The organism is Pseudomonas sp. CBZ-4, from assembly GCF_000346755.1.
Classification (GTDB): Bacteria; Pseudomonadota; Gammaproteobacteria; order Pseudomonadales; family Pseudomonadaceae; genus Aquipseudomonas.
Map to the genome: position 1 here is coordinate 43,316 of NZ_ANNV01000148.1, position 25,645 is coordinate 68,960.

At 54.6% G+C, this 25,645-nt stretch carries 17 protein-coding genes and 1 tRNA gene; 4 read left to right on the top strand and 14 right to left on the bottom strand.

Going from position 1 to position 25,645, the window contains the following annotated elements:
• Positions 1-110: 110 nt before the first annotated feature.
• Positions 111-428, bottom strand: a complete 318-nt coding sequence (locus B348_RS0119795) for a hypothetical protein (RefSeq protein WP_017737811.1) — start codon at positions 426-428, stop codon at positions 111-113.
• A gap of 809 nt (positions 429-1,237) precedes the next feature.
• On the opposite strand from B348_RS0119795, the gene B348_RS0119800 reads away from it, so the two are divergent.
• The 4 genes from B348_RS0119800 (at position 1,238) to rmuC (ending at position 9,393) form a co-directional block, all read left to right on the top strand.
• A complete protein-coding gene (locus tag B348_RS0119800) occupies positions 1,238-3,661 on the top strand; it encodes a TerB N-terminal domain-containing protein (protein WP_026136923.1) in 2,424 nt (807 codons plus the stop codon).
• Positions 3,658-4,953, top strand: a complete 1,296-nt coding sequence (locus B348_RS0119805; RefSeq protein ID WP_017737814.1) for an ATP-binding protein — start codon at positions 3,658-3,660, stop codon at positions 4,951-4,953. Before B348_RS0119800 ends, B348_RS0119805 begins: the two co-directional genes overlap by 4 nt.
• The gene (locus B348_RS0119810; RefSeq protein WP_081609267.1) at positions 4,928-7,195 is read left to right on the top strand and encodes a DEAD/DEAH box helicase; all 2,268 of its coding nucleotides are present in this window, start codon (positions 4,928-4,930) and stop codon (positions 7,193-7,195) included. The genes B348_RS0119805 and B348_RS0119810 overlap by 26 nt, the downstream gene beginning before the upstream one ends.
• Before the next feature lie 278 nt (positions 7,196-7,473).
• Positions 7,474-9,393, top strand: a complete 1,920-nt coding sequence (gene rmuC, locus B348_RS0119815) for a DNA recombination protein RmuC (RefSeq protein ID WP_017737816.1) — start codon at positions 7,474-7,476, stop codon at positions 9,391-9,393.
• Positions 9,394-9,432: 39 nt separating this feature from the next.
• Here the strand turns inward: rmuC and zorD are convergent, their stop codons facing one another.
• The 13 genes from zorD to thrS form a co-directional block, all read right to left on the bottom strand.
• Positions 9,433-12,681, bottom strand: a complete 3,249-nt coding sequence (zorD, locus tag B348_RS0119820) for a type I Zorya anti-phage system protein ZorD (protein ID WP_017737817.1) — start codon at positions 12,679-12,681, stop codon at positions 9,433-9,435.
• Positions 12,681-14,330: a type I Zorya anti-phage system protein ZorC gene (gene zorC / locus B348_RS0119825; RefSeq protein ID WP_026136924.1), complete on the bottom strand. Its 1,650-nt coding sequence runs from the start codon at positions 14,328-14,330 to the stop codon at positions 12,681-12,683. The genes zorD and zorC overlap by 1 nt, the downstream gene beginning before the upstream one ends.
• Positions 14,327-15,070 (bottom strand): type I Zorya anti-phage system protein ZorB1, encoded by a 744-nt coding sequence (zorB1, locus tag B348_RS0119830; protein WP_017737819.1) that lies wholly within the window; start codon positions 15,068-15,070, stop codon positions 14,327-14,329. The genes zorC and zorB1 overlap by 4 nt, the downstream gene beginning before the upstream one ends.
• 13 nt (positions 15,071-15,083) lie before the next feature.
• Positions 15,084-17,276 (bottom strand): type I Zorya anti-phage system protein ZorA1, encoded by a 2,193-nt coding sequence (gene zorA1 / locus B348_RS0119835; RefSeq protein WP_017737820.1) that lies wholly within the window; start codon positions 17,274-17,276, stop codon positions 15,084-15,086.
• Positions 17,277-17,946: 670 nt separating this feature from the next.
• Positions 17,947-18,023: transfer RNA gene (locus B348_RS0119840), tRNA-Pro, on the bottom strand.
• A 90-nt stretch (positions 18,024-18,113) separates the two neighbouring features.
• Entirely contained in the window at positions 18,114-18,470 is a 357-nt protein-coding gene (locus B348_RS0119845; RefSeq protein ID WP_010209127.1) for a MerR family transcriptional regulator, read from the bottom strand.
• Positions 18,451-18,753 (bottom strand): integration host factor subunit alpha, encoded by a 303-nt coding sequence (gene ihfA / locus B348_RS0119850; protein WP_002553164.1) that lies wholly within the window; start codon positions 18,751-18,753, stop codon positions 18,451-18,453. Before ihfA ends, B348_RS0119845 begins: the two co-directional genes overlap by 20 nt.
• A 3-nt stretch (positions 18,754-18,756) precedes the next feature.
• Positions 18,757-21,135 carry a phenylalanine--tRNA ligase subunit beta gene (gene pheT, locus B348_RS0119855; protein WP_017737821.1) on the bottom strand — a complete coding sequence of 793 codons (2,379 nt, stop codon included), beginning with the start codon at positions 21,133-21,135 and terminating at the stop codon, positions 18,757-18,759.
• 26 nt (positions 21,136-21,161) lie between these two features.
• Positions 21,162-22,178: a phenylalanine--tRNA ligase subunit alpha gene (gene pheS, locus B348_RS0119860; RefSeq protein ID WP_017737822.1), complete on the bottom strand. Its 1,017-nt coding sequence runs from the start codon at positions 22,176-22,178 to the stop codon at positions 21,162-21,164.
• Between the two features lie 109 nt (positions 22,179-22,287).
• Positions 22,288-22,644 carry a 50S ribosomal protein L20 gene (rplT, locus tag B348_RS0119865; RefSeq protein ID WP_003174975.1) on the bottom strand — a complete coding sequence of 119 codons (357 nt, stop codon included), beginning with the start codon at positions 22,642-22,644 and terminating at the stop codon, positions 22,288-22,290.
• Between the two features lie 30 nt (positions 22,645-22,674).
• Positions 22,675-22,869 (bottom strand): 50S ribosomal protein L35, encoded by a 195-nt coding sequence (gene rpmI, locus B348_RS0119870; RefSeq protein ID WP_002553160.1) that lies wholly within the window; start codon positions 22,867-22,869, stop codon positions 22,675-22,677.
• 60 nt (positions 22,870-22,929) lie between these two features.
• A complete protein-coding gene (gene infC, locus B348_RS0119875; RefSeq protein WP_169850653.1) occupies positions 22,930-23,481 on the bottom strand; it encodes a translation initiation factor IF-3 in 552 nt (183 codons plus the stop codon).
• Positions 23,481-25,403, bottom strand: a complete 1,923-nt coding sequence (thrS, locus tag B348_RS0119880) for a threonine--tRNA ligase (protein WP_017737823.1) — start codon at positions 25,401-25,403, stop codon at positions 23,481-23,483. Before thrS ends, infC begins: the two co-directional genes overlap by 1 nt.
• Positions 25,404-25,645: the final 242 nt, after the last annotated feature.

The window sequence follows — 25,645 nt, forward strand, 5'->3', positions numbered from 1 at the left end:
CAAGTTGATGGTATCGGGAGGATCAAGCTCATGATGGACAATTAAACAAGGAAAACCTGAGAGCGTTGGCTAAGGCGTGCCAGTACTCTACCGCCTGGTTCGATGTCATTTCAGACCCCGCGTCCATCGGCAAACACGTGAAGGCCGGCGGCAGAAGCGTCGAGATCATGACGGAGGTCACTGGTCAGCGACTTCACATCGGCCAAGCCATACAAACATGCCATCAACGTCGTCTTGCCCGCCCCTTGAGAGCCGCCAACTGCAACTACCCAAGTGTCGCCTAGCACCTGAGCAAGCAACAGCCGGCGCATGACTTCCAGTAGCTTATCGTCGATTTCTTCATTGCCCAGATCAGTGCAGGCACCGCGGAGGTGGCGCAGTGCATTGTTCAGGCTTTCAAGCAGGACTTCGGGGGACTGCAGGGTCACTATCGTTTCCTTTTTCGATCGTCGATGTTGCCGCCGCTTGGCGGCCCTGAAAGCAAGCCACTTTTTACTGGAGACTCAGGTAGGGCCAAGAGAGCTCTGAGTACAGATGACCAGTAGAGTGCTGAGTATGGGAACGGATGCTGGGGGGGGGTACACGAGGGTGGCCAGGTCACCGCTGGCGAAAAACTGCAGACTTGCATCACACGAATCCCTTTTGCTCTGGGTTCACCTAGCGCGGCTACGTGACCGCTGTTAGTCAACTTCCCTATTAGGAATCTATCGGCTGGCCGCTTGAATACTTAAACCTCAGGGGCATTCAGCGCCTGCTCTTACTTTTAAGACTCAGTTTCAGGCACCCGATCCAAAACACAGCTTGATGGTCCTCAGGCTACTTGCCAGCGCAAGCTACAACACAATCTACGACTTTTTCGAGGGCGCCGTATGCCAGCTCCGGCGACCAGTGCGAGGACGTCATCAAGCTGTTGCCTGTTCAGCCACTTTCGCTGAGGTACGCAATTTGGCTGAACTAAAACATGGACTCGTTCGGCCAGTGGTTCCGCTACTGAGGTATAGCGAATGCGCCAAATTGCCGGGATATCCATTGAAAAAGTCATTCAAATGCGCATCGCTCTCAATCGGCCAATGGAGCGTGCGCGCTTACTGCTGAAAAGCTACTTCCGATGATTGTAGCTATTCGTGCGCAAGCGAAATTTTCCGATCAATAGCGTTCCTCACCCCATGGTTCTCGTAGGGCAATTATCGGATACTGCCATTGCGCCAGCACCCATTTTTCAAGGTTGAAACGACTCATGGCAAGGAAGAAGGTAAAAAACTCCACAGGTAATGGCATCCTGATCATTTTCGCTCTGGCCTTCGGCGCAGTCGCATCGATCCCGAAAAATGCTTGGATCGCCATTGGTGTTATTGCTTGCATTGCCGCGGTTTTTTGGCTGCTGGTTCGTCGCTCAAGGCGACAGGCCGAGCAATTTTCAGTGGCCGTTTCGGAGACAGAACGTCTGCGAGAGCATCAACGGTCAGGCATCACTTTCTCTATCCGTGAGGTTTCAGGGAGCAATATGGGCACAGAGGAAACCTCTGATTTTTATACTGTCCAACTCGGCTCAGCATCTTCAAAGTCCTTCAAAATTCCAAATGCGAGCACGCAAAAACCTGATGTTCGCTGGGTGCCAGCAGGTGAATCTGTCACCGTTTCCGGTTTTTCAATTCCCGGTGGCATGTTCTATATGGGCAGCGTGCTAGGTGGCCGGCACGATGCCGAAGAACCCTCACTGATAAACCCCAAGCTCCGTATCGCAAAGACACACGTCGATCTAGAAGAACGGCTGATGTCCTATTGGCCCAGTTTTCACTCCATCACGTCAGAGGCTCGCCGTGGATACCTTCAATGGCTGGAGGGCGGTCGTCGTTACCCACTGGCAGACACCGGCTACGTCTTTTTGTATTTCTATGGTCTAGAGCGTCGAGCACTCGTTGACGCAGTGAGTGACCCGGGCGTCAAGGCTGAGCTTCCTTTGATCGTAGAAGAAGTCCAGCGCCTATTGAGTATCTACGGGGAAAATAGGTCGTTCAGGGGATATGCGGAAGGTTTTCTGGATTACCTGAGCAACACCAAGATCGATCCAGACCTTTACCTTGGCCCACCTCCCAACGTTGTCGCGTATAGCTACGAGATGCCACTGCCACTACGCGTAGGTCTGGGGCAATTCGCTTCCAACAAGCGCCCCCTTGATGCCGATTGGGCATTAGCCTGGGCGCTAGCTGACCCCAACATCAGCAAACGCACGCCCGTGACTCGCTGCAAGGATGTCTTTTCGAGACTGTTCAAGCTTAAGTACACAAGCGCCCATCCTAAGGGTCTTGTCCTGGCGCAGAACAAGACCAAACTTAAAACCAGCTATCGGCCGGCCTCCGCGGTCTTAATGGCCCCCACGCTTAGCTTGGGTGACCTTCCTGATGTCCTGGCCACGTCAGGTACACGAAAAAGCCTGCAGTTGCTGGTTGAGCTATGCACTACCGAGCTTGAACCCTACAGCCGATATTTGGGCCGCAACCCTGATAGCGCAGAAGCTCTCGAAGGTCTTTTGCAACTTCCCGTCGCTCTCTGGCCGACGGCAGCCCGTACAGAATTGGACGAGCTTCAATTCAGAATTGGCGACGACCTGATTGTCATGAGCTTTGGCGAACTCGCAGGCCGGTTCAAGAGCGCCGGCGCCCTGTCCCGCGACAAAGTACTTGCACTTGCCCGCGCGCTGGAATCGCTTCACATCGGTATTGAACCCGACGTACTGGCTGGCAGTAAGACACCGAAAGCAGAAGATCAAATCGCGCTGTTCGTGACTCAACCAGAAGACGGGTCACTGCGAGCTTCTGCAGCCTACAATGCTGCTTCGGTGACGCTCGACCTTGCTAGTGCTGTGGCTTCTGCCGATGGTGATACCTCCACTGAGGAAGTTATGCTTCTTGCTCAACACATCGACTCCTGGAATCACCTGAGTGTGGCCCATCGCAAACGCCTTAAAGCACACCTGCGAATGCAGATCCAGCAACCACCAACGCTGGCCAGCCTAAAGAAAAAACTCGACCCACTAACGGTCGAAGCCAAACGCACGATTGCCAGCTTCCTGGCCCATCTGGCGCAAGCAGATGGCATCGTCAGCCCATTGGAAGTGAAACTTCTTGAGCGCGTTTACAAGGCCCTGCAGCTGGACAGTCAGTTGCTGTACAGCGATCTCCACGGTGCTGCATCTGGAGCAAGTATTGCCTTCGTAAAACCAAAAGCCGGCATTCCTCGTTCCGAGCCTGGTACCCCGATCAACTCCACTGCAAATCAAGGGTTCGTGCTTGATCACGAGCGCATTGCAGAACTGCAACGAGAAACCGCAGAGGTCTCCGCCCTCCTTGCCAAAGTCTTCACTGATGACCAGGTTGACGAACCGGAACAGTTGATAGATGTGGCAGAATCAGTACAAAAATCGAATGCAGACATTGATGGTCTCGATTTGGAACACTCTGCATTCCTTCGGTTGCTGATCTCACGCCCTGAGTGGAGCCGCTCCGAACTTGAAGCTGCCGCCAGCGACATGGAGCTGATGCTCGATGGTGCCCTGGAACAAATTAACGACATGGCTTTTGAACGATTCGACATGCCCGTCACTGAGGGTGATGACCCTGTCGAGATCAATACAGACATTCTGGAAGAGTTAGCCCTATGAGCACTATCAGAGCCAAGGATCGCGATGCGGTCATCCAGTCGCTACGCGCAGGCGTCGTTCCTCGCGTGGGCCAACACCTGATTCAGGTTGGCCGGGTAGGCGAACTAGATGCACTGATTAAGGACGTCAATCGCCTGGTTGAAAGTGGATCGGCATTTCGAGTCGTCATTGGCGAGTACGGTGCGGGCAAGACGTTCTTTCTGAACCTGGTACGAGCCATTGCCATGGAGCGCAAGCTTGTCACCATGCATGCCGACTTGAACCCAGATCGCAGATTACATGCCACGGGTGGACAAGCACGTTCGCTTTACTCCGAGTTGGCTAAAAACATGTCGACGCGTACGAAGCCCGACGGAGGGGCTATGCAAGGCATTGTTGAGAAATTCATCTCTCAGGCCAAAACCGAAGCCAAGGCGGCGGGTACGGACAGCGAGACTATTATTCGTGCTCACTTGGCCGAGCTGACCGAGATGGTCAACGGGTATGATTTTGCGGAGGTGATTGCCGCCTATTGCCGAGGTTTCGAAGAAGGCAACGAGCAGCTCAAGGCCGACGCCATCCGTTGGTTGCGTGGAGAGTTCACCACTAAGACTGATGCTCGAGCAGCCTTGGGTGTACGAACCATCATTGATGATGCCTCCGTCTACGATCAGCTCAAGCTCCTGTCGAGATTCGTCAGACTTGCAGGTTTTGGCGGTCTGATGATCTGCCTCGACGAACTGGTCAACCTCTACAAACTGGCCAATACCCAAGCTCGTAATGCCAATTACGAACAGATCCTCCGTATTCTCAACGACTCTCTGCAGGGATCGTCCGAAGGGCTTGGTTTCGTTTTAGGTGGCACTCCTGAGTTTTTGATGGACACTCGTCGGGGGCTATTCAGCTACCCTGCCCTGCAATCTCGATTGGCCGAGAACTCGTTTGCAAAATCAGGATTGGTGGATCTGTCGGGGCCGGTCATTCGCCTGACCAGCCTGACCCCGGAAGACTTCTACGTGCTGCTTCAGAAGCTTCGTCACGTATACGCTGGCGGGGATGTCGAAAAATACTTACTACCTGACGAAGCGCTCCCCTTGTTCATGGCGCATTGTAATCAGCGCCTGGGAGAAGCTTACTTCCGCACGCCACGTACCACGATCACAGCGTTCATCAACCTGCTCGCCATCTTGGAGCAAAACCCGGGCGCCGATTGGCGAATGCTGCTTGGAGCCGTCGAGGTCGCCAGGGACTCAGGCGGCGAAGACGATACCAAAGTCGATGCGGACGATGAACTTGCCACCTTCACACTCTGAGTCATCGGGTTTCGATCAACTTGAGTCCCGAATCCAGCGATGGGTTTGGGCGGAAGGCTGGACTTCCTTGCGCGACGCCCAGGAATGGGCGGTACCTGTTCTGGTGGATGCCGATCAGGATGTCATCATCGCCGCAGCAACAGCGGCAGGCAAAACCGAGGCTGCTTTTCTTCCCATACTCACCAATTTGCTGAATCGTGATGATCCACCCGGTTCGGTGCTGTATATCAGCCCGCTCAAGGCCCTGATCAACGACCAGTGGGACAGGTTAAGCCGTCTTTGTCAGCAGCTTGAGATTCCCGTAGTGGCTTGGCACGGGGACATCTCCTCAAGCAAAAAACATCGCTTTTTGAAGTCCCCTGAGGGGGTGCTTCTGATCACTCCTGAATCCCTTGAAGCCCTGTTCGTCAACCGCGGTTCAAGTCTTGGCGGGGTGTTCCAGCACCTGCGTTATATCGTCGTGGATGAGCTGCATGCGTTCATCGGTAGCGAACGAGGCAAGCAACTTCAGTCGCTAATGCATCGGGTAGAACTTGTTGCCGGCCACCGTCTCCCTAGAGTCGGGCTCTCAGCCACCCTCGGCGATATGAAGATGGCGTCGGAGTTTTTGCGTCCGGGAAATGCCGATGGCGTTACCGTCATTGAATCAAAAAGCTCCAACCAGACTCTCCAGGTGCAAGTTCGTGGTTACGTTCAGCCACCCATGAGCGAGCTCAAGAAGAAGCCCGTAAAGCTCTCTGACCAGGCGGAAAATGAAGACGAGACAGAGAACGAGGCAAGCCCAGACTTCGCGATCGCCGATCATCTTTACAAGGTGTTACGCGGCAGTAACAACCTGATTTTCCCAAACAGCCGGTCTCAGGTTGAATGGTACGCAGATCAACTGCGACGGCGCTGCGAGAAAGGCGGCGTGCCTAACGAATTCTGGCCTCATCACGGTAGCCTTTCGAAGGACTTACGTGAGCAAGCAGAGCATGCTCTCAAGGCAGGGACTCATGCAGCATCCGCGATTTGCACCACGACGCTTGAGCTCGGCATAGACATCGGCAGCATCAAAACAGTCGTGCAGATTGGTGCCCCACCATCGGTGGCGAGTCTGCGACAACGTCTAGGGCGATCGGGAAGGCGCCCAGGAGAAAAAGCAACGCTGCGCGTTTACTGCAAGGAATCGCCACTCAAAGATGGATCGAGCCTCTCGGATCAACTGCGCCAAGGCTTGGTTCAAACCATTGCCATGGTTCGACTGCTGGCCAAGGGGTGGTTTGAACCTCCCAGGGCTCAAGGCATTCACGCGTCCACCCTCGTTCAACAATGTCTTTCAGTGATTGCCCAGTGCGGCGGTGCATCTGCTGCAGATCTCTGGAAAAGTTTGATTGCTGAGGGAGCATTTACAAAAGTTGAGAAACCAGACTTTGTGAAGTTGCTCAAGGCGCTCGGCGAGCACGAGCTCATTGTTCAGGACAGCTCAGGGTTGCTTCTTCCTGGGACGGTTGGAGAGCGATTGATCAACCACTATGAGTTCTACAGCGCATTCACCAGCGACGAAGAATTTCGCCTTGTATGCGATGGTAGGGCACTGGGATCTGTGCCGGTAAGCCGTCCACTGACCAAGGATCAGCGCATTATTTTCGGAGGCCGGAGGTGGCAGGTTCGTGATGTTGATCTCCAGGCCAAAGTCATCATCGTTTCAGCAGCACGCGGTGGTGCCCCTCCTCAGTTCGACGGTCTGGGTGCGATGGTGCATGACAACGTACGCCAAGAAATGCGAGCCGTCTTGGCAGACACAATCCCCTGCCCCTTTATTGATCAAGGGGCTCAAGAGCTTCTCGACGAGGCTCGAAAGACATTTGTTTCGCTGGGCCTTGGTAAGCGCTACATAGTTGAGTCGGGCGGTAAGTGTTATCTGATGAGCTGGCTAGGTGATCATGCCAACGATGCACTGCGCTTGTTACTCAATCATGTCGGCCTTTCTTGTGATAACGCAGGCCTTACCATTGAGATTGACGCCGACATCGGTCGAACCCAAATGGCACTGAAGGAAGTCGGAAGCCTGGATGCTGCTGATCTAGACTCGATACTTTCGGAGGTGGAAAACATGCTGCGCGAAAAGTGGGATTGGGCACTGCCGCAATCCTTGCTGATGAAGTCGTTTGCTTCCATATCGCTCGATATCTCGACCGCAATTCTTTTTGCACAGAGTCATTCTCTGGAAAAAAAAGCGGAAGAAACTGCGCCGCATTGATCCGATGCTAGACGCAGAAAACACTGCGATGCTTCCCCGCTGGGCTGATGATGAGTGATCACCGCCGGCTCCGCTTTGCTTAATCTGGGCCTATTTACCGGCCAGCACGGAATGATTTGTTTTTAATCGAGTATCGTGGCCCACCGGCTAACACTTAAACATCGAAATCTCCGAGAAGCTGACCTTCGATTAAAACCAGGTCGATATTTAACAGTTCTCAGTCGACCAGCTCCGTGCCATCATTTTGCAATCCACCCCAGCGATAAAAGGACGTACCGATGGCACAACAATATCTCATTCCGGCCCTGATCGGACTCTTCAGCTTGCTGTTTCTGGGGATCGGTTTCTGGATCAATAGCCGTATCGCGGCAGGCAAGCTGGCTCAACAATTCTCCGAAATACAATCCAGTCATCAAGCTGAACACCAGCAATTGCTGAACGATGTTGCGCTTTCTCGGCAACGTGAGCAGCAAATGCTCCATGAGCAATCGGAACATCAAAATGAGCTGAAACTGGCCAGTGAAGCATTGGCGAACCATCGAGAGATCGAGAAGCAGCTCAGCATTCAGCTCAGCGAGTTCAAGACTTCGCTGGAGGCCGAGAAGCAACGCACGCTCGATAAAGTGCAGCAACTCGCAGAGGCCGCCGCCCTCACTGAAAAACACAGCGTGGAAACGAACCAACTCCGGCTACAGCTCGGCGAATTAAAACAAGAGCTTGGGCAAGGCCAGGAGCAGACTCGGCAGTTGGATGAGTTGAAGCAGGCGCTGACGCAGCAGCAAGCGCGTTTTGAAGCAGCTCAACTACAACTGCAAAAACAAGGTGAGCATCTAGGTCAAAGCGCGGAACAAGCGCATCAGCTCCTGGAGGTAAAAACCGCCAATAAGGACCTCCAAAGTCGTCTCGACAATACCCAGGAAGAATTCAAAAAGCAGCGCGAACAATTGGGGCAGGCGGCAGAACAAAAGGACCAATTGGACACGCTGCGCAACACATTGGCCCAACGAGACAAAGAACTAGGCGATACGCGAGATGAACTCAGCCTTGCGAAGCAGAGTCTTGCCGAAATAAATATGCGCCACCAGCGCGACCAGCACTCAGCTACAGAGAAACTGCAGCTGTTGGAAGATAACAAGGTTCAACTCAAGCAGGAGTTTCAGAATCTTGCAAATCAGATTTTCGACAGCAAACAGCAGAGCTTCTCTGAGCAAAGCCGCCAAGGGCTGGACACTCTGCTAAAACCGTTCAAGGACCAGCTCGAATCATTCCGTCAGCGAGTGGATCAGGTTCACTCCGATACCGTGCAAGGCCAAAGCTCGATGAAAAGCGAGCTGGTCAAGCTGATGGAATTGAACGTCCAGATCACAACCGAGGCGTCAAATCTTACCAAAGCGCTTAAAGGTGACAAAAAACTTCAAGGCACCTGGGGCGAGCAAAAGGTAGAGATGCTGCTCGAGCAGGCAGGGCTGCGTAAAGGGTTCGAGTACCACCGCGAGGCGAACTTCAAGGACGACGATGCAGGAAACAATCGACCAGACTTCGTGGTCAATTTACCCGAAGGTAAACACATCATCATTGACAGCAAGATGTCGCTGGTGGCCTACACGGAGTACGTTTCCGCCGAAACCGACGAAGATCGCACCAAAGCCCTGTCCGCACACGTTCTGGCGTTGAAGAACCACATCAACGGATTGTCCGATAAGAAATACACCGACCTTAACGGCATCAACTCTCCTGACTTTGTGTTTTTATTCATGCCGGTTGAGCCCGCGTATTTGGTCGCGGCTGAGCACAGTCCGGGGGTATTCCAGGCTGCATATGAAAAACGTATTGCGATAATTACCGCCACCACACTGCTGCCAGTTCTGAGGGTCGTATCGAATCTGTGGAGCATCCAACGTCAAAACAGCAGCACGCTGCAACTCGCAACGATGGCGAGCAAGGTCTACGACAAGTTGCGAATCTTCGTGGATAAAATGGACAAGCTCGGTAATCAGATCGCTACGGTGCAGAAAAGCTACTCAGACAGCGTCAATACGCTGAAAGGGGATCACGGAAGCCTGACCAAGACCGTGGACAAGTTCGTCGCTTTGGGCGTCACGGTCTCCAAGCGTCTACCAGCATCAGCTGTGGGAGACGATGAAGAGATGGAAAGCGAGTTGGCAACACTTCCGGTGGAAAGTGCGGCCAATACCTAACCTAAACAGTGAGCGGTAACCCTTGCCGCTCATTTTGCCTCAACAGACCCCGAGCACTCGTTCGAAATCACTGGCTTGAATTTCCCCCGAGCCGCTCAACATATCCCTCGCCAACGCCCGTCTCTTGCTCAACAACTCATCCAGCGTCGCTTCAAACGTTGGCATCGCCGCATCCCGCACTGTTGGGTAATACACGTAAACATCCTTCTCCTGTCCAATACGATACGCACGATCAGTGGCTTGATCTTCCTTGGCCGGGTTCCAGCAGCGGGTGAAGTGGATGACGTGGTTGGCAGCCTGAACGTTGACGCCAAAGCCAACTGCAATAGTCGAGAGGATGATCACAGAGAAGCCCGGCTGATCCTGGAACTGGTCGATCAGTTTTTGTCGGCTGTTCGCGCTCTGGCTGCTGGTGCTTGTGTCGCCGTTGATCACGGTTGCGCGGAATCCGAAATACTCCTGAATGGCGTGTTGGAGTTCACGCTGGATATCACGCAGTTCGGTAAAGAGAATGACTTTGTCACCCTTCCCTGCCTTTTTGATGGACTCAAGGGTATCGAGCAGCCAGCGCAGCTTCGGCGAGTTGTCACGCAGGCGTTTGTCCGGCTGAACACTATAGGGGTGAGCACAGATGAGTTTGAGCTTGTGCAGCAGGCCGAGCATGCCGGAGGTTTTCTGATCAAGCTGTTCTTCGATCTGTTGCTTCTGGCTATAGGCCGAAATTTCCGAGAGGTAAAGATTTCGCTGTAGGGCGTGCATCGACAATGAACGGCAACCCTTGTCTTCGATTTTCGCGGGCAGATCTTTGGCGATATCCTGTTTTGTGCGGCGCAAGGTTTGTGGCTCAATCAGCCCACGCAAGCGTTCCAGGGCAACGGTGTCTCGCTCAAGTGCAGCTTCGATGGGTCGCTGGTACTCGCGACCAAACTGGTTCAACCCGCCAAGGAAGCCTGGCTGGATGAAGTCGAACAGGCACCAAAGATCAATCAGGGAGTTTTCCACTGGCGTCCCGGTGCAAGCGACCCGGAATCGAGCCGGAACAGCCTTAATTGCCTGAGTAACCAGAGCGGCAGGGTTCTTCAGTTTCTGAGCTTCGTCGCACACGACGATCGACCATTGCTGGCGAGCGAGGGAGAACTCTTGGTCACGAAGCGTTTCATAGGTGGTCAGTACGATGCGTGCACCGCCAACCCAGCCCGGACGAAGTAGATTCTTGATACCCTTAGCCTTCAAGTCGGCAGGAATCTCATCTTTCTTGAACTTCACCGCGCTCAAAGCCGAACCGTAAAGCTTCAGGACTGGGAGTGCGTCAGCAAAGAAGAACCGGTGCAGCTCTCGCTCCCAGTTATCGAGCAATGAAACCGGCGCAACGATCAAGGTCGGCTTGTCTTGAGGATATTGCTCCAGGTACCAAACCAGAAACGTCAGCAGTTGAATGGTTTTGCCCAGGCCCATGTCATCGGCGAGCAAGCAACCTGAGACGTCTGTCGGCGAAAGCCGGAAGAGATGTTGAAGCCATGCAATGCCCTGTAACTGATGTTCTCTCAAGATGACTTCGGGTCTTAACAGGCTCGGCAGCTCAGGCTGGGCATCGAGGGCTGCTCGTAGGGCTTCCTGACGTACTTGAACGTACGTTGGCTCGTCGATGTTATGACCAATTTGGAGTACCGCTCGACCTACTTTTTCTTCAAGACTCGAAATCTTGGTCTCGGGTGTGGATATCTTTTTGGACCAGGCATCAAACAGCTGCTCTGCCGCCGCGATGGAAAGCGGCGTGTCGGAGAGTGGCATCAGCACCGTATCATCACCTGCCGCGCGAGCCTCGTCCAGCCGTTGCTCGAACTCATCAAACTGAGCCCGATCCGACGGATCCCAGCGCCCGAGGATTTCGGCGTCGATGCCCAAATCCGCGAGGTCTTTAGGCAACCAGTTTTCTGTCGCCTCCTTGACCAGGAAAGGTGACGTGATGCGCTCTGCTTCGCCGATGCCAGTGACACGATCGCCATACAGCGACAAATCCAACACTGCATCAAACTCCGCGCCAGCCGCTTCGTTCTGCCAGCGTCTAAGCAACTCACTAATGCCTGCCAATTGGCGCAAATCGAAGTCGCTTAATTCAAGCTCGTAACCCTGCCAGAAGCCCGCCGGCATGCCTGCAGCCAGCTTCAACTGAAGCTCATGCACGAAGGGAGCAAACTCATGGGCTTCGTTGAACGGCAGTTCTATCGATGCTTGCGGTGTTGGTGAAATGGGCTCAAGGGTCAGGTTAATGCGCTGAATGCGTAGACCGGTATCGTTTAGCTCGGGCTCAAGATGAAAACGGTGGAAGAAGATACCAGCGTCCGCCAAGTCGCTCTCGTAGGTGTCAGCGTCCAACACCTGACTGGCACTATCACCCAAAGCGCTATAGGGATTGCGAATGAATGAAAGCGCATCGTCGCCCGCCACCCGACGTCCGTGCAGTGAACGCACATAATCTAGTACCGATTTTACTTCCGGCTCGATCAGCACATGGGTCAGAGATCCGTCAGCCCCGATGACCCGGTAACGATCCTGCACTAGTTTGTGGGCATCGAAATTTTCCAACCAATTTTCAGGCTGCCCGTCGAATGTAGGTTCCAGCTCGATGACAGGCGTATTGCCTACGCTCGATTTACGTGGATGGAGACGAAGGTTTTCGGGCCTGACCACAACGGTTTTGTCGAGAAAACCGTCCATGCCTGCGCCAGCCTTGCGGGCCAGCTTGCGGACGCTGGCCCAGCCGATCTGGTTGGTAAGTTCGCCAGGGCTTTCTTGTTGCGATAAATGGAGTTGCCGAACAGCACTCACCAATTGGTAAGTTGCCTCAGGCAGCAGCTCGATTTTATCGCCATGCGTGAGGACAGCGCCCGTACGTTTGGTTTGCACTGTCGCCGCGGATTCGCTATCGCGCCAAGCACCTATCGATACCTTGAAATCGTTCGAAGCAAGACTGCCTTGGCTAGTAAGCTGCGGCGTCAAATTCGACTGCTTTGGCAATCCGAGTAACGGTACGCTGCTGACGTGCCCTTCCTCATTCAAAAGTCGATAAAGCTCGTCCCACGGCAGTAGCCAGCGATCGCTGAGTTGGGATACGAACTCTTCCTCTTCGAGCTGATCGAGGTAACTTGCCAGTGACCAAAACTCAGTACTGCCGGCAAGGCTCAGCGGGAAGCACAATCCCTGCTCCTCTATCGAGTACATTGGCAAATTATTGAACTCACCGGACTTCGGCAGCGGGCCTTTTCCAGATAGAAAACGCTTGAGCATTACTGCCTCCAGAATTTCAGTGGCTGATTGTTGACGGGCTTGAAGCCGAGGCGCTGCAGAGAAGCCATGGCCGCTGGCTCATGACTTTCAAGTTGCACTTGTAAGGCTCCGCCTTTGGCGCGGGAGTCATACACCCTATGAGAAATCCCCTTCAACGCTTCCGCCAACTGCGCTTCGAAAGCAATAGTTTTGGGTGGCGACCTGAATGGGTGATCACCTCGACTATCAATGTGCCCATCAGCCCGGATGCCGAGTTCTGCAAGAGTCTCGTCAAATTTAGCCAGCCATCCGCTAACATGGTTTGGCCTTGATGGCACAGCCATATGCCCCATGGGTTTTACGGCTGATTTATTTTTCTGTTTCAACTCCGAGTTAAGATCCAGATAAATCTGGTCCGGGTTGAACGGTGCGCTGTCGGCTTTGTAGACGTAACAAGCGTTGCCTTTCTCCGAAAATTCGACGAACAGATAATTTGCAATTTGCATAATGACTGCGTTGTTGCTTGATTTACTGCCCGCCAGATAGCTCAAACGGCCATTGTTTTTTCGCCGAAAATCAACAAAGTCAGACCCGGCATCCGTTTTGGCGTCTGCACCCAACACAATCCGCGTATAGCTCATCTGATTCGCGAAACGTAGCCAATAGAACAGGCGTGCCTGATCTACATCCCTATCGCCTTTGAGGAGATTGAAGAAGTGCTCAAGGTCTTCTTTCGCAAACCACGCGACCACCATCGCACAAACGTCTTTCTCCACGTACTGAAGCCAGCTATTTTGCCTGGAGCGAATTTGTGGGCTGCCCCAGTTATCCAAAGCACTCTGTTTGAGAAGGGACGACGGTTTTTCCCGATACGACGCTGCGTGATAACGCGTCAGGCAGGCGCTGAGGAGCGCATTCATGTATGTCGGATGCTGACGCCCGATCTCAATGAAGTCGGGGAATCTTTTCGAGAACTCGTCGTCTTCCAAATTGAAGATTCGAGACAGCAATACGTTAAATATCCGGTGCCATAACCAACTGCTGTCAGGTATCTGCGCGATTGTTTGCAGCATCGAGAGATCACCGATCTCGCCGTTGAACATCTGCTCGCCAAGCGTCTCCCCAGCCTGTTCGGAAAACAGCTGCTTATGATACTGGACGATACGGATCCATTCTTTTTCACGAGTCTGTTGCGCCTTTACACAAGCGAAACCCTTGCGGATGTCGCCTTGCAACAAGCACCAGACCGGATTCGTGTCGGGCTTATCGGACTCGTAACCGAAGTAGCTGAAACAAAGCGCCAGCCAATCGCGGCGGCTCAGCCGCCGTTTTTCTATCCGCTGACTGACCTCGATATGGACTCGACCATAAAGTTGCTCGTCTTCAAGAATGGGTCCCACACTCTCGACTTTATCGGCGAGACCGGCGAAGACCATGCGCCATTCGGAGGACGACAGAGGCAGGACATTCCTGAATTTATTGATGGCGGCTCTACGTTTTTCCTGAGGCGGTGGCAATGCTTTCTCTGCCCGTTCAAACCGGTCGTATAAATCGGCACTGGCAGCTTCCATTCGAGGAAAGCGAGCCAACGGTTCAGAACTGATCGCAATTCTACGGGCATTGAGCCTGAGCGCTATAGCTGACGACAGCTTGGCTAATGCACTTGTCATCGCGCCATCGCCAATTGGCATTTCTCGGACACGGTGCTGGCGAATACCGGAACATCTGGTTTGAGGTTTTCCTCTTTCTCCTTCAAACCGTAGAATTGCATTCTCAATTCGACTCGGCGGCTTGCCTCGTTGGTGTCTTTTGCGTTGTTGAAAGAAACACCACCCGCCAGGAACATCGATCTGATCTGCTGTTGCCTCTCAGCGGAAAGGCCAATTTGCAGAGGACTGCGACTATCAAGCAAGCTGCACATGACCCACTCGGATCGCTGCAATGATAGGTGCAGGTTGTACAAGTATGAGCCAACGGTATCGGTAAACCCCTCAATAACGACCTGTTTGAACCACTTGCGACCCTCTTCGCTATCTGCCGCATCAAGGATGAGCGGCACTACGCCCTGAAGGGCACTTTGACCCTCGTCGCTCAGTGAGTACTGGTTGTGCCCAAAACGTCCCGCCTCACCGAAACTGATGCGGTTGTCCTTGCAGTCGACAACGATGGTTGCATTCGAGCCCTTAGCCTTGAGCTGCAAATGCTCGCAAAGCTGGCTAATGTCGCGACTGCGCTGTTTCTCGCCTTGCTCCGCCTGATTGATTCTCTGGGTGACCGAACTCAGGGCCGCGACCATCACTACGAGAAACAGGATCATCATGGCCGTCATCAGGTCGGCAAAAGAAATCCAGAACGGTTTCTCCGCTTCATCCTTGGCTCGGGCCACCGAAGGCATTTGCTTACCAAACATATGTCAGCCTCCGTTACTGCCTAATTCGTTCCATGATGTCGCCGAAGTCTTCAATGCTTTCCTTCACACCGTCGACGCCGCCAGCCAGACTTTTAACAGCTTTATCCAGCTCCGTATCCAGACTACCCAACGTCTGCCGGAGTACCCTGTCCATGCCGTCACCAAACTCTTTGAAACCATCACCCAAAACACCACTGATGTTTTCCAGGTACTCATGAACCTCGCGATTGAGCGACTGCATGCGTTCCGATTGTTGCTTCAGATCCTGGAGGTATTGAGCACGTCCGCTGGCCTCAACTTGCGCGCTAGCCACCACACCTTCGATGACGGTTAGTGTTTTGCTCAACGATTCACGGTTGTTGCGATAGTCCGCGACGACGCTGTTCAACTCTCGTGAGGCCTGAGCAAGCTCGGTACCAGCCCCTTGAACAGTGCCCAACAAACTAGCCGTCGATTCACTGGCCTTCGATACACTCAGTCCAGCATTTTCAAAGCGCTCAGCTGCGGCTCTCATTTTGTCTGCACCTAGTTGCATGCTTTGCAGATGCTGTTCGGTTTGCGCGCTTAATGCCTTGACGTTGTCTTGAGAGGCTTTATTTTGTTCAGCGACAGACTGCAGCAGCGTTTTGACCTGCTCGTCCAACCCACCCACCAACTCGCGAGTGCCGTGATGAAGCTCAGCTTGTGCAACGCGAGTGGACTGATCCATTTGCTCGCGCCCACTTTCCAGTTTTTTGAAAACAGTAGATAACTGCTCGCCGAGCACTTCTACAGAGCCTGCAATCTTGGCCATGGTTTCTTGCTGACCTTGGCCCATGTTTTTTTGGATTGACTCGACAAACAACTGAAGACTCTCGGCCATCGCCAGCTGGCGCGCCTCGCTGTCGGCGAACATTTTTTCCAACTGCTGTGCCATACGAGCGCCAGCGTCTTCGCCCTCACTGCCGATGCGGGCGATGGACGACTGCAGATTTGTCAGCATCTCGTTCATACCAGCCTGCATGGCACTTTGGCCGGTCTGCATGTCGGTAAGCAGCTGTGCAATCATTGCTGAGCTGCTCTGATTCGAGTTTTCGCTAGCCGAGCGCATGTCTTGAATGAGGCTGGAGAATCCTTGCTGCATTGAATGCATGGCAGCGACGGACTGGCCCATCATTTCGTTCAGGCCGTTGAATTGCTGGCCGAAGGTGCCTTCCAGCTTGTTCATGAAAGCAACCAGAACATCCTGAAGCAGGTTCTGCACTTGGCCGGATTGATCGCCGCTCGCAGCCTGTACCGCCCCAGCAATCGCCTCCAATGGCGACTTCAAGCTGTTTTCAATGGCACTGCTGACCTGATCCGCTAACATCTGCCCGGAGTCACGATAGGTCGTAGATAACGTGTCTGCCAACTTGAGGCTTTCGCGGACCTGCGTATCGACCAGATTTTGCAGCATTTCCCGAAGATCCGTAACCAGACTGTCTTTCAGCTGGCGAGTCTGGACCGAATTTTCAGCACTGGACCTTACGAGCGCAGCAAGATATTCCTCACCAACTCCACTGTCGAATAGGCTATCGATCGCCTCATTCAGCGATTCAAGGTGCTTGTAACAGCGCCCCAATCGCCACTTTTCCGAGACAGTGACGATGATCGACGCCATGATGGAAAGGAATGAGCCGATAAAGGCAAAGAGTACGTCCTTCAGGAGTTTGTCGACGCTTGAGTTAACCAGCTCCGGAGTGCTTGGATCAAAGTGTTGCAACCCTAGCATCAGGCCAAAGAAGGTTCCCACAATGCCGACACCCGTCAGGATGCCCGGCAGGTGCTTGAAGAACTCAGTAGCCAGCGGTGTATCGACAATACTCTGACCGGTAAAAAAATTTGCCGCGACAGTGGTCGCACGGGAGCGCACCAGGCGCTCCTCGCCTTCGTGATATTCGAACTGATTGTGAAGGGTCTCTGAATACTCTTTCCAAAGATGCTTAAGTTTTGTCGCATTGAATACTTTCGACAGCTCTGCTTGAAGCTGATCAGGCGACTTTGCCTTGATAGTAGTAATGCTACTCGTAAGCGACTTGAGCCTTCTGCTCAATACGAACGATGGGATGAAATATCTTCCGATGTACCAAAGACACAAGACCGCCACGGCCACCATGACTACACGCGGAGCTATTAGCTGAGCAGTGCTGGCGTCGCCCCACAATTTCAATAATGTCGAAAAGTCCACACTTTGGCCTTAAAATTTATCTTTTACGCGCTAACAAGCGCTTACGCAGGAAGAAACGCGTGACTTGACGGCACGCTTGTTCCAACGATATTTTTTTGGATGTCTGGATGCCTGACCCTTCAGCAGAATGCTAAGGATATGCAGCGAAGAGATGGGCGCTTAGAGAAGAAACGTCATCCTGGCGAGGCAAATATCTATCCATGTCCTTTTGCCAGCACGATACGCTTCATTCCTCCATACGGTAAAGCCATATGCGAACGTCAGCCGACCAAGCGTGTCGCCTATAAGCACATGAAAACGAAATCCAACTCTAAGGGTCCCCGTGCCCGAGCGCGAATCACGCGACCACCCGAAGTCGAACTCACACCCCATTCAACATCTATCGAACACTTCTGTCTGCGCACTCAGCCCTATTAAGTCCAAGCGAGAGTCTTGTTCGCGACTTTCAGAGCAACGATTAACTGTTCGAGAACGGACAGCTCTGCGTAAACGTGCGTTCGGCCTGAAGGTCTGACTGGACGCATTGACGTGCTGCTTGTGCCTTCCGGGACAAACTCTGGCCTTTGTATCAGCTGAGGATTCCACCTAGAGCCAGTGGTTTTGTAGGGGTAAAAACGATGACAAATAAAAAGGGGTCGCGAGATAAAATCTCGCAACCCCTTGAAAAATATGGTCGGGACGGAGTGATTCGAACACTCGACCCCTAGCACCCCATGCTAGTGCGCTACCGGACTGCGCTACGCCCCGACTAGGCGTGTTACTGGGTTTGCTTCATAACGAAGCGACCCGAAATATACCGCAAGCTTTTGAAATGTGGAAGTATTTTAAAAGCTTGAATCACTTCTTCAAAACCACCAGCACATCTTCAAGCTCAGCGATCATCTGGCGGATCATTTGCTTGTATTGGGTGGTGTCGTCTTTGGCTTCATCACCGGACATACGCTGGCGCGCACCGCTGATGGTGAACCCCTGGTCATACAGCAACGCGCGGATCTGTCGGATCATCAGCACGTCCTGGCGCTGATAATACCGACGGTTCCCGGTGCGTTTGACGGGGTTGAGTTGAGGAAACTCCTGCTCCCAATAGCGCAGCACGTGCGGTTTTACCGCACAGAGCTCGCTGACTTCACCAATGGTGAAGTAGCGTTTGCCTGGGATGACGGGTAGCTCGTCGTTATGACTTGGTTCCAGCATAAGCCTCAACTCGGGCCTTCAACTTCTGCCCTGGACGAAAGGTGACCACACGGCGAGCCGTGATCGGGATTTCTTCTCCCGTTTTTGGATTGCGGCCAGGCCGCTGGCGTTTGTCCCGCAGGTCAAAATTGCCGAAACCGGACAATTTGACCTGCTCGTTGTCTTCCAGAGCGTGTCTGATTTCTTCAAAAAACAGCTCGACCAATTCCTTGGCCTCGCGCTTGTTCAGACCCAGCTCTTCGTACAGACGTTCCGCCATCTCAGCTTTCGTCAAAGCCCCCATACGTCACTTCCTTAACGTGGCGTTCAACCTTTGTTCGAGCGAGGTGAGGATATTTTGTGTCGTGGTATTCACCTCATCGTCATTAAGAGTGCGCGATGGATGCTGCCAGGTCAAGCCAACTGCGAGGCTTTTTCTATGCGGATCAATACCTTTACCCTGATAGACGTCAAATAGCCTGAGGTCCGTCAGCCATTCCCCTGCATTTTCACGGATTACATCCAGAACCGCAGTAGCGGCCACTTCACGGTCGGCGATCAAGGCCAGGTCGCGGCGCACTTCCGGGAAGCGCGACAGCTCGCTGAACTTCGGCATCTTGCCCGAGGCCACTTCCGCCAGGACCAGCTCGAACACGAACACCGGACGGTCAAGACCGAGGGTTTTCGACAGTTCCGGGTGGATGGCACCCACGAAACCAACCAGACGCCCCTCACGCTCGATGCGCGCAGTCTGGCCCGGGTGCAACGCCGGGTGGCTGCCTGGCAGGAAGGTGAAGGCATCCAGTGCACCGGCGAAACCCAGTACCGCTTCCACGTCAGCCTTGACGTCGAAGAAGTCCACGGCATCACGGCCCTGCGCCCAGCCTTCCGGCAGACGGCTACCGCACACCACCCCAGCCAACATCGGCTCTTGCTTCAGACCATCCAGCTGACCGACAAAACGCAGGCCGCTTTCGAACATGCGCACGCGGTCTTGCTGACGGTTCAGGTTGTGGGAAAGTGCTTTCACCAGGCCTGGCCACAGAGACGAACGCATGGCCGCCATGTCGTTGGAAATCGGGTTGGCCAACAACAGCGGCTCGACGCCCGGGTTGAACAGTTCGAACTGCTTCGGATCGATGAAGCTGTAGGTCACCGCTTCCTGGTAACCACGGGCTACCAGCAGGCGACGCAGCTCAGGCAGATGCGCACGCGCCTCGGCCTTCGGTTGTGGCGCCAGGCGCGCTTGCGGGTAACGAACCGGCAGGCGGTTGTAGCCGTACAGGCGCGCCAGCTCTTCGATCAGGTCAACTTCGAGACTGATGTCGAAACGATGGCTTGGCACTTCAACGTGCCACTGCCCTTCCCCACTGACGGAGATAGCCAGGCCCAGGGCCGACAACAGTTGCTCGATTTCCGCCGGCTCGATCACCAGGCCCAGCATCTGCTCGACGCTTTTGGCACGCAGGGTGATCGGCGCAACGGACGGCAAGTACTGCTCGCTGACGGTTTCGGTGATCGGGCCGGCTTCGCCGCCGGTGATTTCCAGCAGCAGGCCGGTGGCGCGCTCCATGGCTTCACGGGCCAGCTGCCAGTCCACGCCACGCTCGTAGCGGTGCGAAGCATCGGTGTGCAGGCCATAGGAACGGGCCTTGCCAGCGATAGCGATCTGGTCGAAGAACGCGCTTTCAAGGAAAACGTCGCGAGTGGTCGCGGACACACCGCTGTGCTCGCCACCCATCACACCGGCGATTGCCAGGGCGCGGGAGTGGTCGGCGATGACCAGGGTGTCGGCACGCAGGCTGACTTCCTGGCCGTCGAGCAGCACAAGCTTCTCGCCTTCTTCAGCCATGCGTACGCGGATGCCACCGTTGATCTCGGCGAGATCGAAGGCGTGCAGCGGTTGACCCAGCTCCAGCATCACGTAGTTGGTGATATCGACGGCAGCGTCGATGCTGCGTACGTCGGCGCGACGCAGACGCTCAACCATCCACAGCGGCGTTGGCTTGGACAGGTCAACGTTACGGATCACACGACCCAGGTAACGCGGGCAGGCATGTGGCGCCAGCACTTCAATCGGGCGCACTTCGTCGTGCACAGCTGGCACCGTGGCAACCACTGGACGGGTGACCGACGCGTTGTACAGCGCACCCACTTCACGGGCCAGACCGGCCAGGGACAGGCAGTCGCCGCGGTTCGGGGTCAGGTCGACCTCGATGCTCGCGTCTTCCAGTTCCAGGTAAACGCGGATGTCCTGGCCCACTGGCGCGTCGGCCGGCAGTTCCATCAGGCCATCGTTGCCCTCGCCTACTTGCAGTTCGGCTTGGGAGCACAGCATGCCGTTGGACTCGACGCCACGCAGCTTGGCCTTCTTGATCTTGAAGTCGCCCGGCAGCTCAGCGCCGATCATCGCGAACGGGATCTTCAGGCCCGGGCGCACATTGGGCGCTCCGCACACGACCTGGAAGGTTTCCGCGCCATTGCTGACCTGGCACACACGCAATTTGTCGGCATCCGGGTGCTGCTCGGTGCTCAGCACCTCGCCCACGACCACGCCGCTGAAAACACCGGCGGCCGGCGTAACGCTATCGACCTCAAGACCGGCCATCGACAGACGGGCAACCAGCTCGTCGCGACCTACCTGCGGGCTTACCCAGCCACGCAGCCATTGTTCACTGAATTTCATCCTGCTCTCCTAAAGATTCGTTACGACTAGCGAAATTGCGCGAGGAACCGCAAGTCGTTGTCGAAGAACAGACGCAAGTCGTTCACGCCGTAACGCAGCATGGCCAGACGCTCAACGCCCATGCCGAAGGCAAAGCCCGAGAATTCTTCCGGGTCGATCCCGGACATGCGCAGCACGTTGGGGTGAACCATGCCGCAGCCCATCACTTCCAGCCAGCCGGTCTGCTTGCACACGCGGCAGCCTTTGCCGCTGCACATCACGCATTCCATGTCGACTTCAGCGGACGGCTCGGTGAACGGGAAGAACGATGGACGGAAACGCACCGCCAGTTCTTTCTCGAAGAACACACGAAGGAACTCTTCGATGGTGCCCTTGAGGTCGGCGAAGTTGATATCGCGATCAACCAGCAGGCCTTCGACCTGGTGGAACATCGGCGAGTGGGTGATATCGGAGTCGCTACGGTACACACGGCCTGGGCAGACGATGCGGATCGGCGGCTTGTTCGCTTCCATGGTGCGGACCTGTACCGGCGAGGTATGGGTGCGCAACAGCATGTTCGCGTTGAAATAGAAGGTGTCGTGCATCGACCGGGCCGGGTGGTGGCCTGGGATGTTGAGCGCCTCGAAGTTGTGATAGTCGTCTTCGACCTCAGGGCCTTCGGCAATGCCGTAGCCGATATGGGTGAAGAACTGCTCGATACGTTCCAGAGTCCGGGTGATCGGATGCAGGCCGCCCGAGGCCTGGCCACGGCCAGGCAAGGTTACGTCAATGGATTCGGCGGCGAGTTTGGCCGCAAGATCGGCCTCCTCCATCGTCGCCTTGCGCGCATTGAGCACCTCTGTAACACGCTCCTTGGCGACGTTGATCAGCGCACCGACTTGCGGACGCTCTTCAGCCGGCAAATTCCCCAGGGTCTTCATCACCTGAGTCAATTCACCCTTTTTGCCAAGGTAGTGAACCCGGATTTGCTCCAGGGCATTGATATCTTCAGCGCTTTGCACAGCCTCAAGAGCTTGAGCGACGAGCGCGTCCAGGTTTTCCATGTACAGACTCCAGATACAAAATAGGGGAAGAGCTTGAAGGCTCTTCCCCTATTTAAGACGTTTACCACCTTGGGCTGCAGGAGCAACCCAGGGTGATTGTCGGGGGTACTTAAGCCAGAGTGGCTTTAGCTTTCTCGACAATCGCAGCAAACACCGCTTTTTCGTTCACTGCCAGTTCGGCCAGAACCTTACGGTCGATCTCGATGGAAGCTTTTTTCAGGCCAGCGATGAAACGGCTGTAGGACAGACCGTTAACACGTGCACCAGCGTTGATACGAGCGATCCACAGAGCGCGGAACTGACGTTTTTTCTGACGACGGTCGCGGTAGGCGTATTGGCCTGCCTTGATTACCGCTTGCTTGGCAACACGGAATACGCGTGAACGCGCGCCGTAGTAGCCTTTAGCAAGTTTCAGAATTTTTTTGTGACGTTTACGGGCAATGACGCCACGCTTTACACGAGCCATGAGTTACTTCCTCTAGTCTTGATCCAAAAATTAACGAAGGCGCAGCATGCGCTCGACTTTTGCCACGTCAGACGGATGCAGCAAGCTGCTACCGCGCAGTTGACGCTTACGCTTGGTCGACATTTTGGTCAGGATGTGGCTCTTGAAAGCGTGCTTGTGCTTGATACCGTTAGCAGTTTTCAGAAACCGCTTAGCAGCACCACTTTTAGTCTTCATCTTTGGCATGTTCGGATACTCCGCATTCAGTTGATAAACATAATCAGAAGGCCTGCCGTGCCCTGTTGATTACTTCTTCTTTTTCGGGGCGATGACCATGATCAGTTGGCGTCCTTCCATCTTAGGATGCTGTTCGACCGAACCGTACTCGAGCAGGTCAGCTTCAACCCGCTTGAGGAGTTCCATCCCCAGCTCCTGGTGGGCCATCTCACGGCCGCGGAATCGCAAGGATACCTTGGCCCTGTCCCCATCACTCAGGAAACGTACCAGGTTGCGCAGTTTTACCTGGTAATCCCCTTCCTCCGTCCCTGGACGAAACTTGATTTCTTTTACTTGAATCTGCTTTTGGTTCTTCTTCGCCGCAGCAATCTGCTTCTTCTTTTCGAAGATCGATTTGCCGTAGTCCATCACCCGGCAAACAGGCGGGACTGCGTCGGCGGAGATTTCCACCAGGTCCAATTTGGACTCTTCAGCGATACGAAGCGCTTCATCAATCGAGACGATGCCAATCTGCTCGCCGTCAGCGCCAATTAACCGAACCTCGCGTGCCGAGATATTCTCGTTGATCGGGGCTTTCGGTGCAGCTCGTTTATCTTGTCTCATTTCACGCTTAATAATAATTACTCCGAATCTGGGCGACCACGCCGGGAAACCGCTTGCGCGAGGAACTCAGCGAACTGGGCGACGGGCATCGAGCCCAGGTCAGCACCTTCACGAGTACGCACAGCGACAGTCTGCATCTCGACTTCCCGATCTCCGATAACCAAAAGATAGGGAACCTTGAGCAAAGTATGCTCGCGGATTTTAAAGCCGATCTTTTCATTTCTCAAGTCGGACTTGGCACGAAATCCGCTTTCGTTGAGAGTTTTTTCAACTTCAGCCGCAAAATCTGCCTGTTTATCAGTGATATTCATGATCACTGCCTGGGTCGGCGCCAGCCACGCAGGGAATGCACCCTCGTAGTGCTCGATCAGGATCCCGACGAACCGTTCGAACGAGCCGAGGATCGCCCGGTGCAGCATAACCGGGTGTTTACGGCTGTTGTCTTCGGAGACGTATTCGGCTCCCAGACGGATCGGCAGGTTAAAATCGAGCTGCAGGGTACCACACTGCCAGACGCGGCCAAGGCAATCTTTCAGCGAGAACTCGATCTTCGGGCCGTAGAAGGCACCCTCGCCCGGCTGCAGATCGTACGCAAGGCCCGCACTGTCTAGCGCTGCGGCCAGTGCAGCTTCGGCGCGATCCCACAACTCGTCGGAACCGACGCGTTTTTCTGGACGAGTGGACAGTTTCATCTCGACGTCGGTGAAACCGAAATCGCGATAGACATCCATGGTCAGCTTGATGAACGCGGCGGATTCAGCCTGCATCTGCTCTTCGGTGCAGAAGATATGGGCGTCGTCCTGGGTAAAGCCGCGTACACGCATGATGCCGTGCAACGCACCCGATGGCTCGTTACGGTGGCAGGCACCGAACTCGGCCAGGCGCATCGGCAACTCGCGGTAGCTCTTCAGGCCCTGGTTGAACACCTGCACGTGGCACGGGCAGTTCATTGGCTTGATGGCGTAGTCGCGGTTTTCCGACTGGGTGGTGAACATGTTGTCGGCGTAGTTGGCCCAGTGCCCGGATTTTTCCCACAGGCTGCGGTCAACGACCTGCGGAGTCTTGATCTCCAGGTAGCCGTTGTCGCGTTGTACTTTGCGCATGTACTGCTCAAGCACTTGGTACAGGGTCCAGCCATTCGGGTGCCAGAACACCATGCCCGGCGCTTCTTCCTGGAGGTGGAAGAGGTTCAGGCGCTTGCCGATCTTGCGGTGGTCGCGTTTTTCGGCTTCTTCGATGCGCTGGATGTAGGCGGCCAGCTGCTTCTTGTCAGCCCAGGCAGTGCCGTAGATCCGCTGCAGTTGCTCGTTCTTTGCGTCGCCGCGCCAGTAGGCACCGGACAGCTTGGTCAGCTTGAACGACTTCAGGAAGCGCGTGTTCGGCACGTGCGGGCCACGGCACATGTCGACATATTCTTCGTGGTAGTACAGGCCCATGGCCTGCTCTTCCGGCATGTCTTCCACCAGACGCAGCTTGTAGTCTTCGCCACGGGCGGTGAACACGTCGATCACTTCGGCGCGCGGCGTGACCTTCTTGATCACGTCGTAATCTTTTTCGATCAGCGCGTGCATACGCTGCTCGATCGCAGCCAGGTCGTCCGGAGTGAAAGGACGCTCATAGGCGATGTCGTAATAGAAGCCTTCGTCGATGACCGGGCCGATCACCATTTTCGCCGTCGGGTACAGCTGCTTGACCGCGTGGCCAATCAGGTGAGCACAAGAGTGGCGAATGATCTCCAGCCCTTCTTGATCCTTGGGGGTGATGATTTGCAGGCTGGCATCGGCGGTGATCAGGTCACTGGCATCAACCAGTTTGCCGTCGACCTTGCCGGCCACGGTGGCCTTGGCCAGGCCTGCACCAATGGATGCGGCGACCTCGGCTACGGAAACCGGATGATCGAATGAACGTTGACTGCCGTCGGGAAGAGTAATAGTTGGCATGGCGCCTCCTCTCCTAGTGGTGACCCCTACCAAAGGTCACGTGGGTTGGGATGAGCCAGTACAAGATCCAACACCAGGCCGTTCAGTGATGAACGCCTGCCTTACAGCGGCAGGAGCCTTTCGGCCAACCGATAATCGAACCAGAGTGACTGGAGTGAGCTAAAAAGAACATGGCAAGGCGGCAAATGGCGCACCTGGAAATAGCCAGGGCTGCGATGCTAGCACAGATGAACGGTCATCGC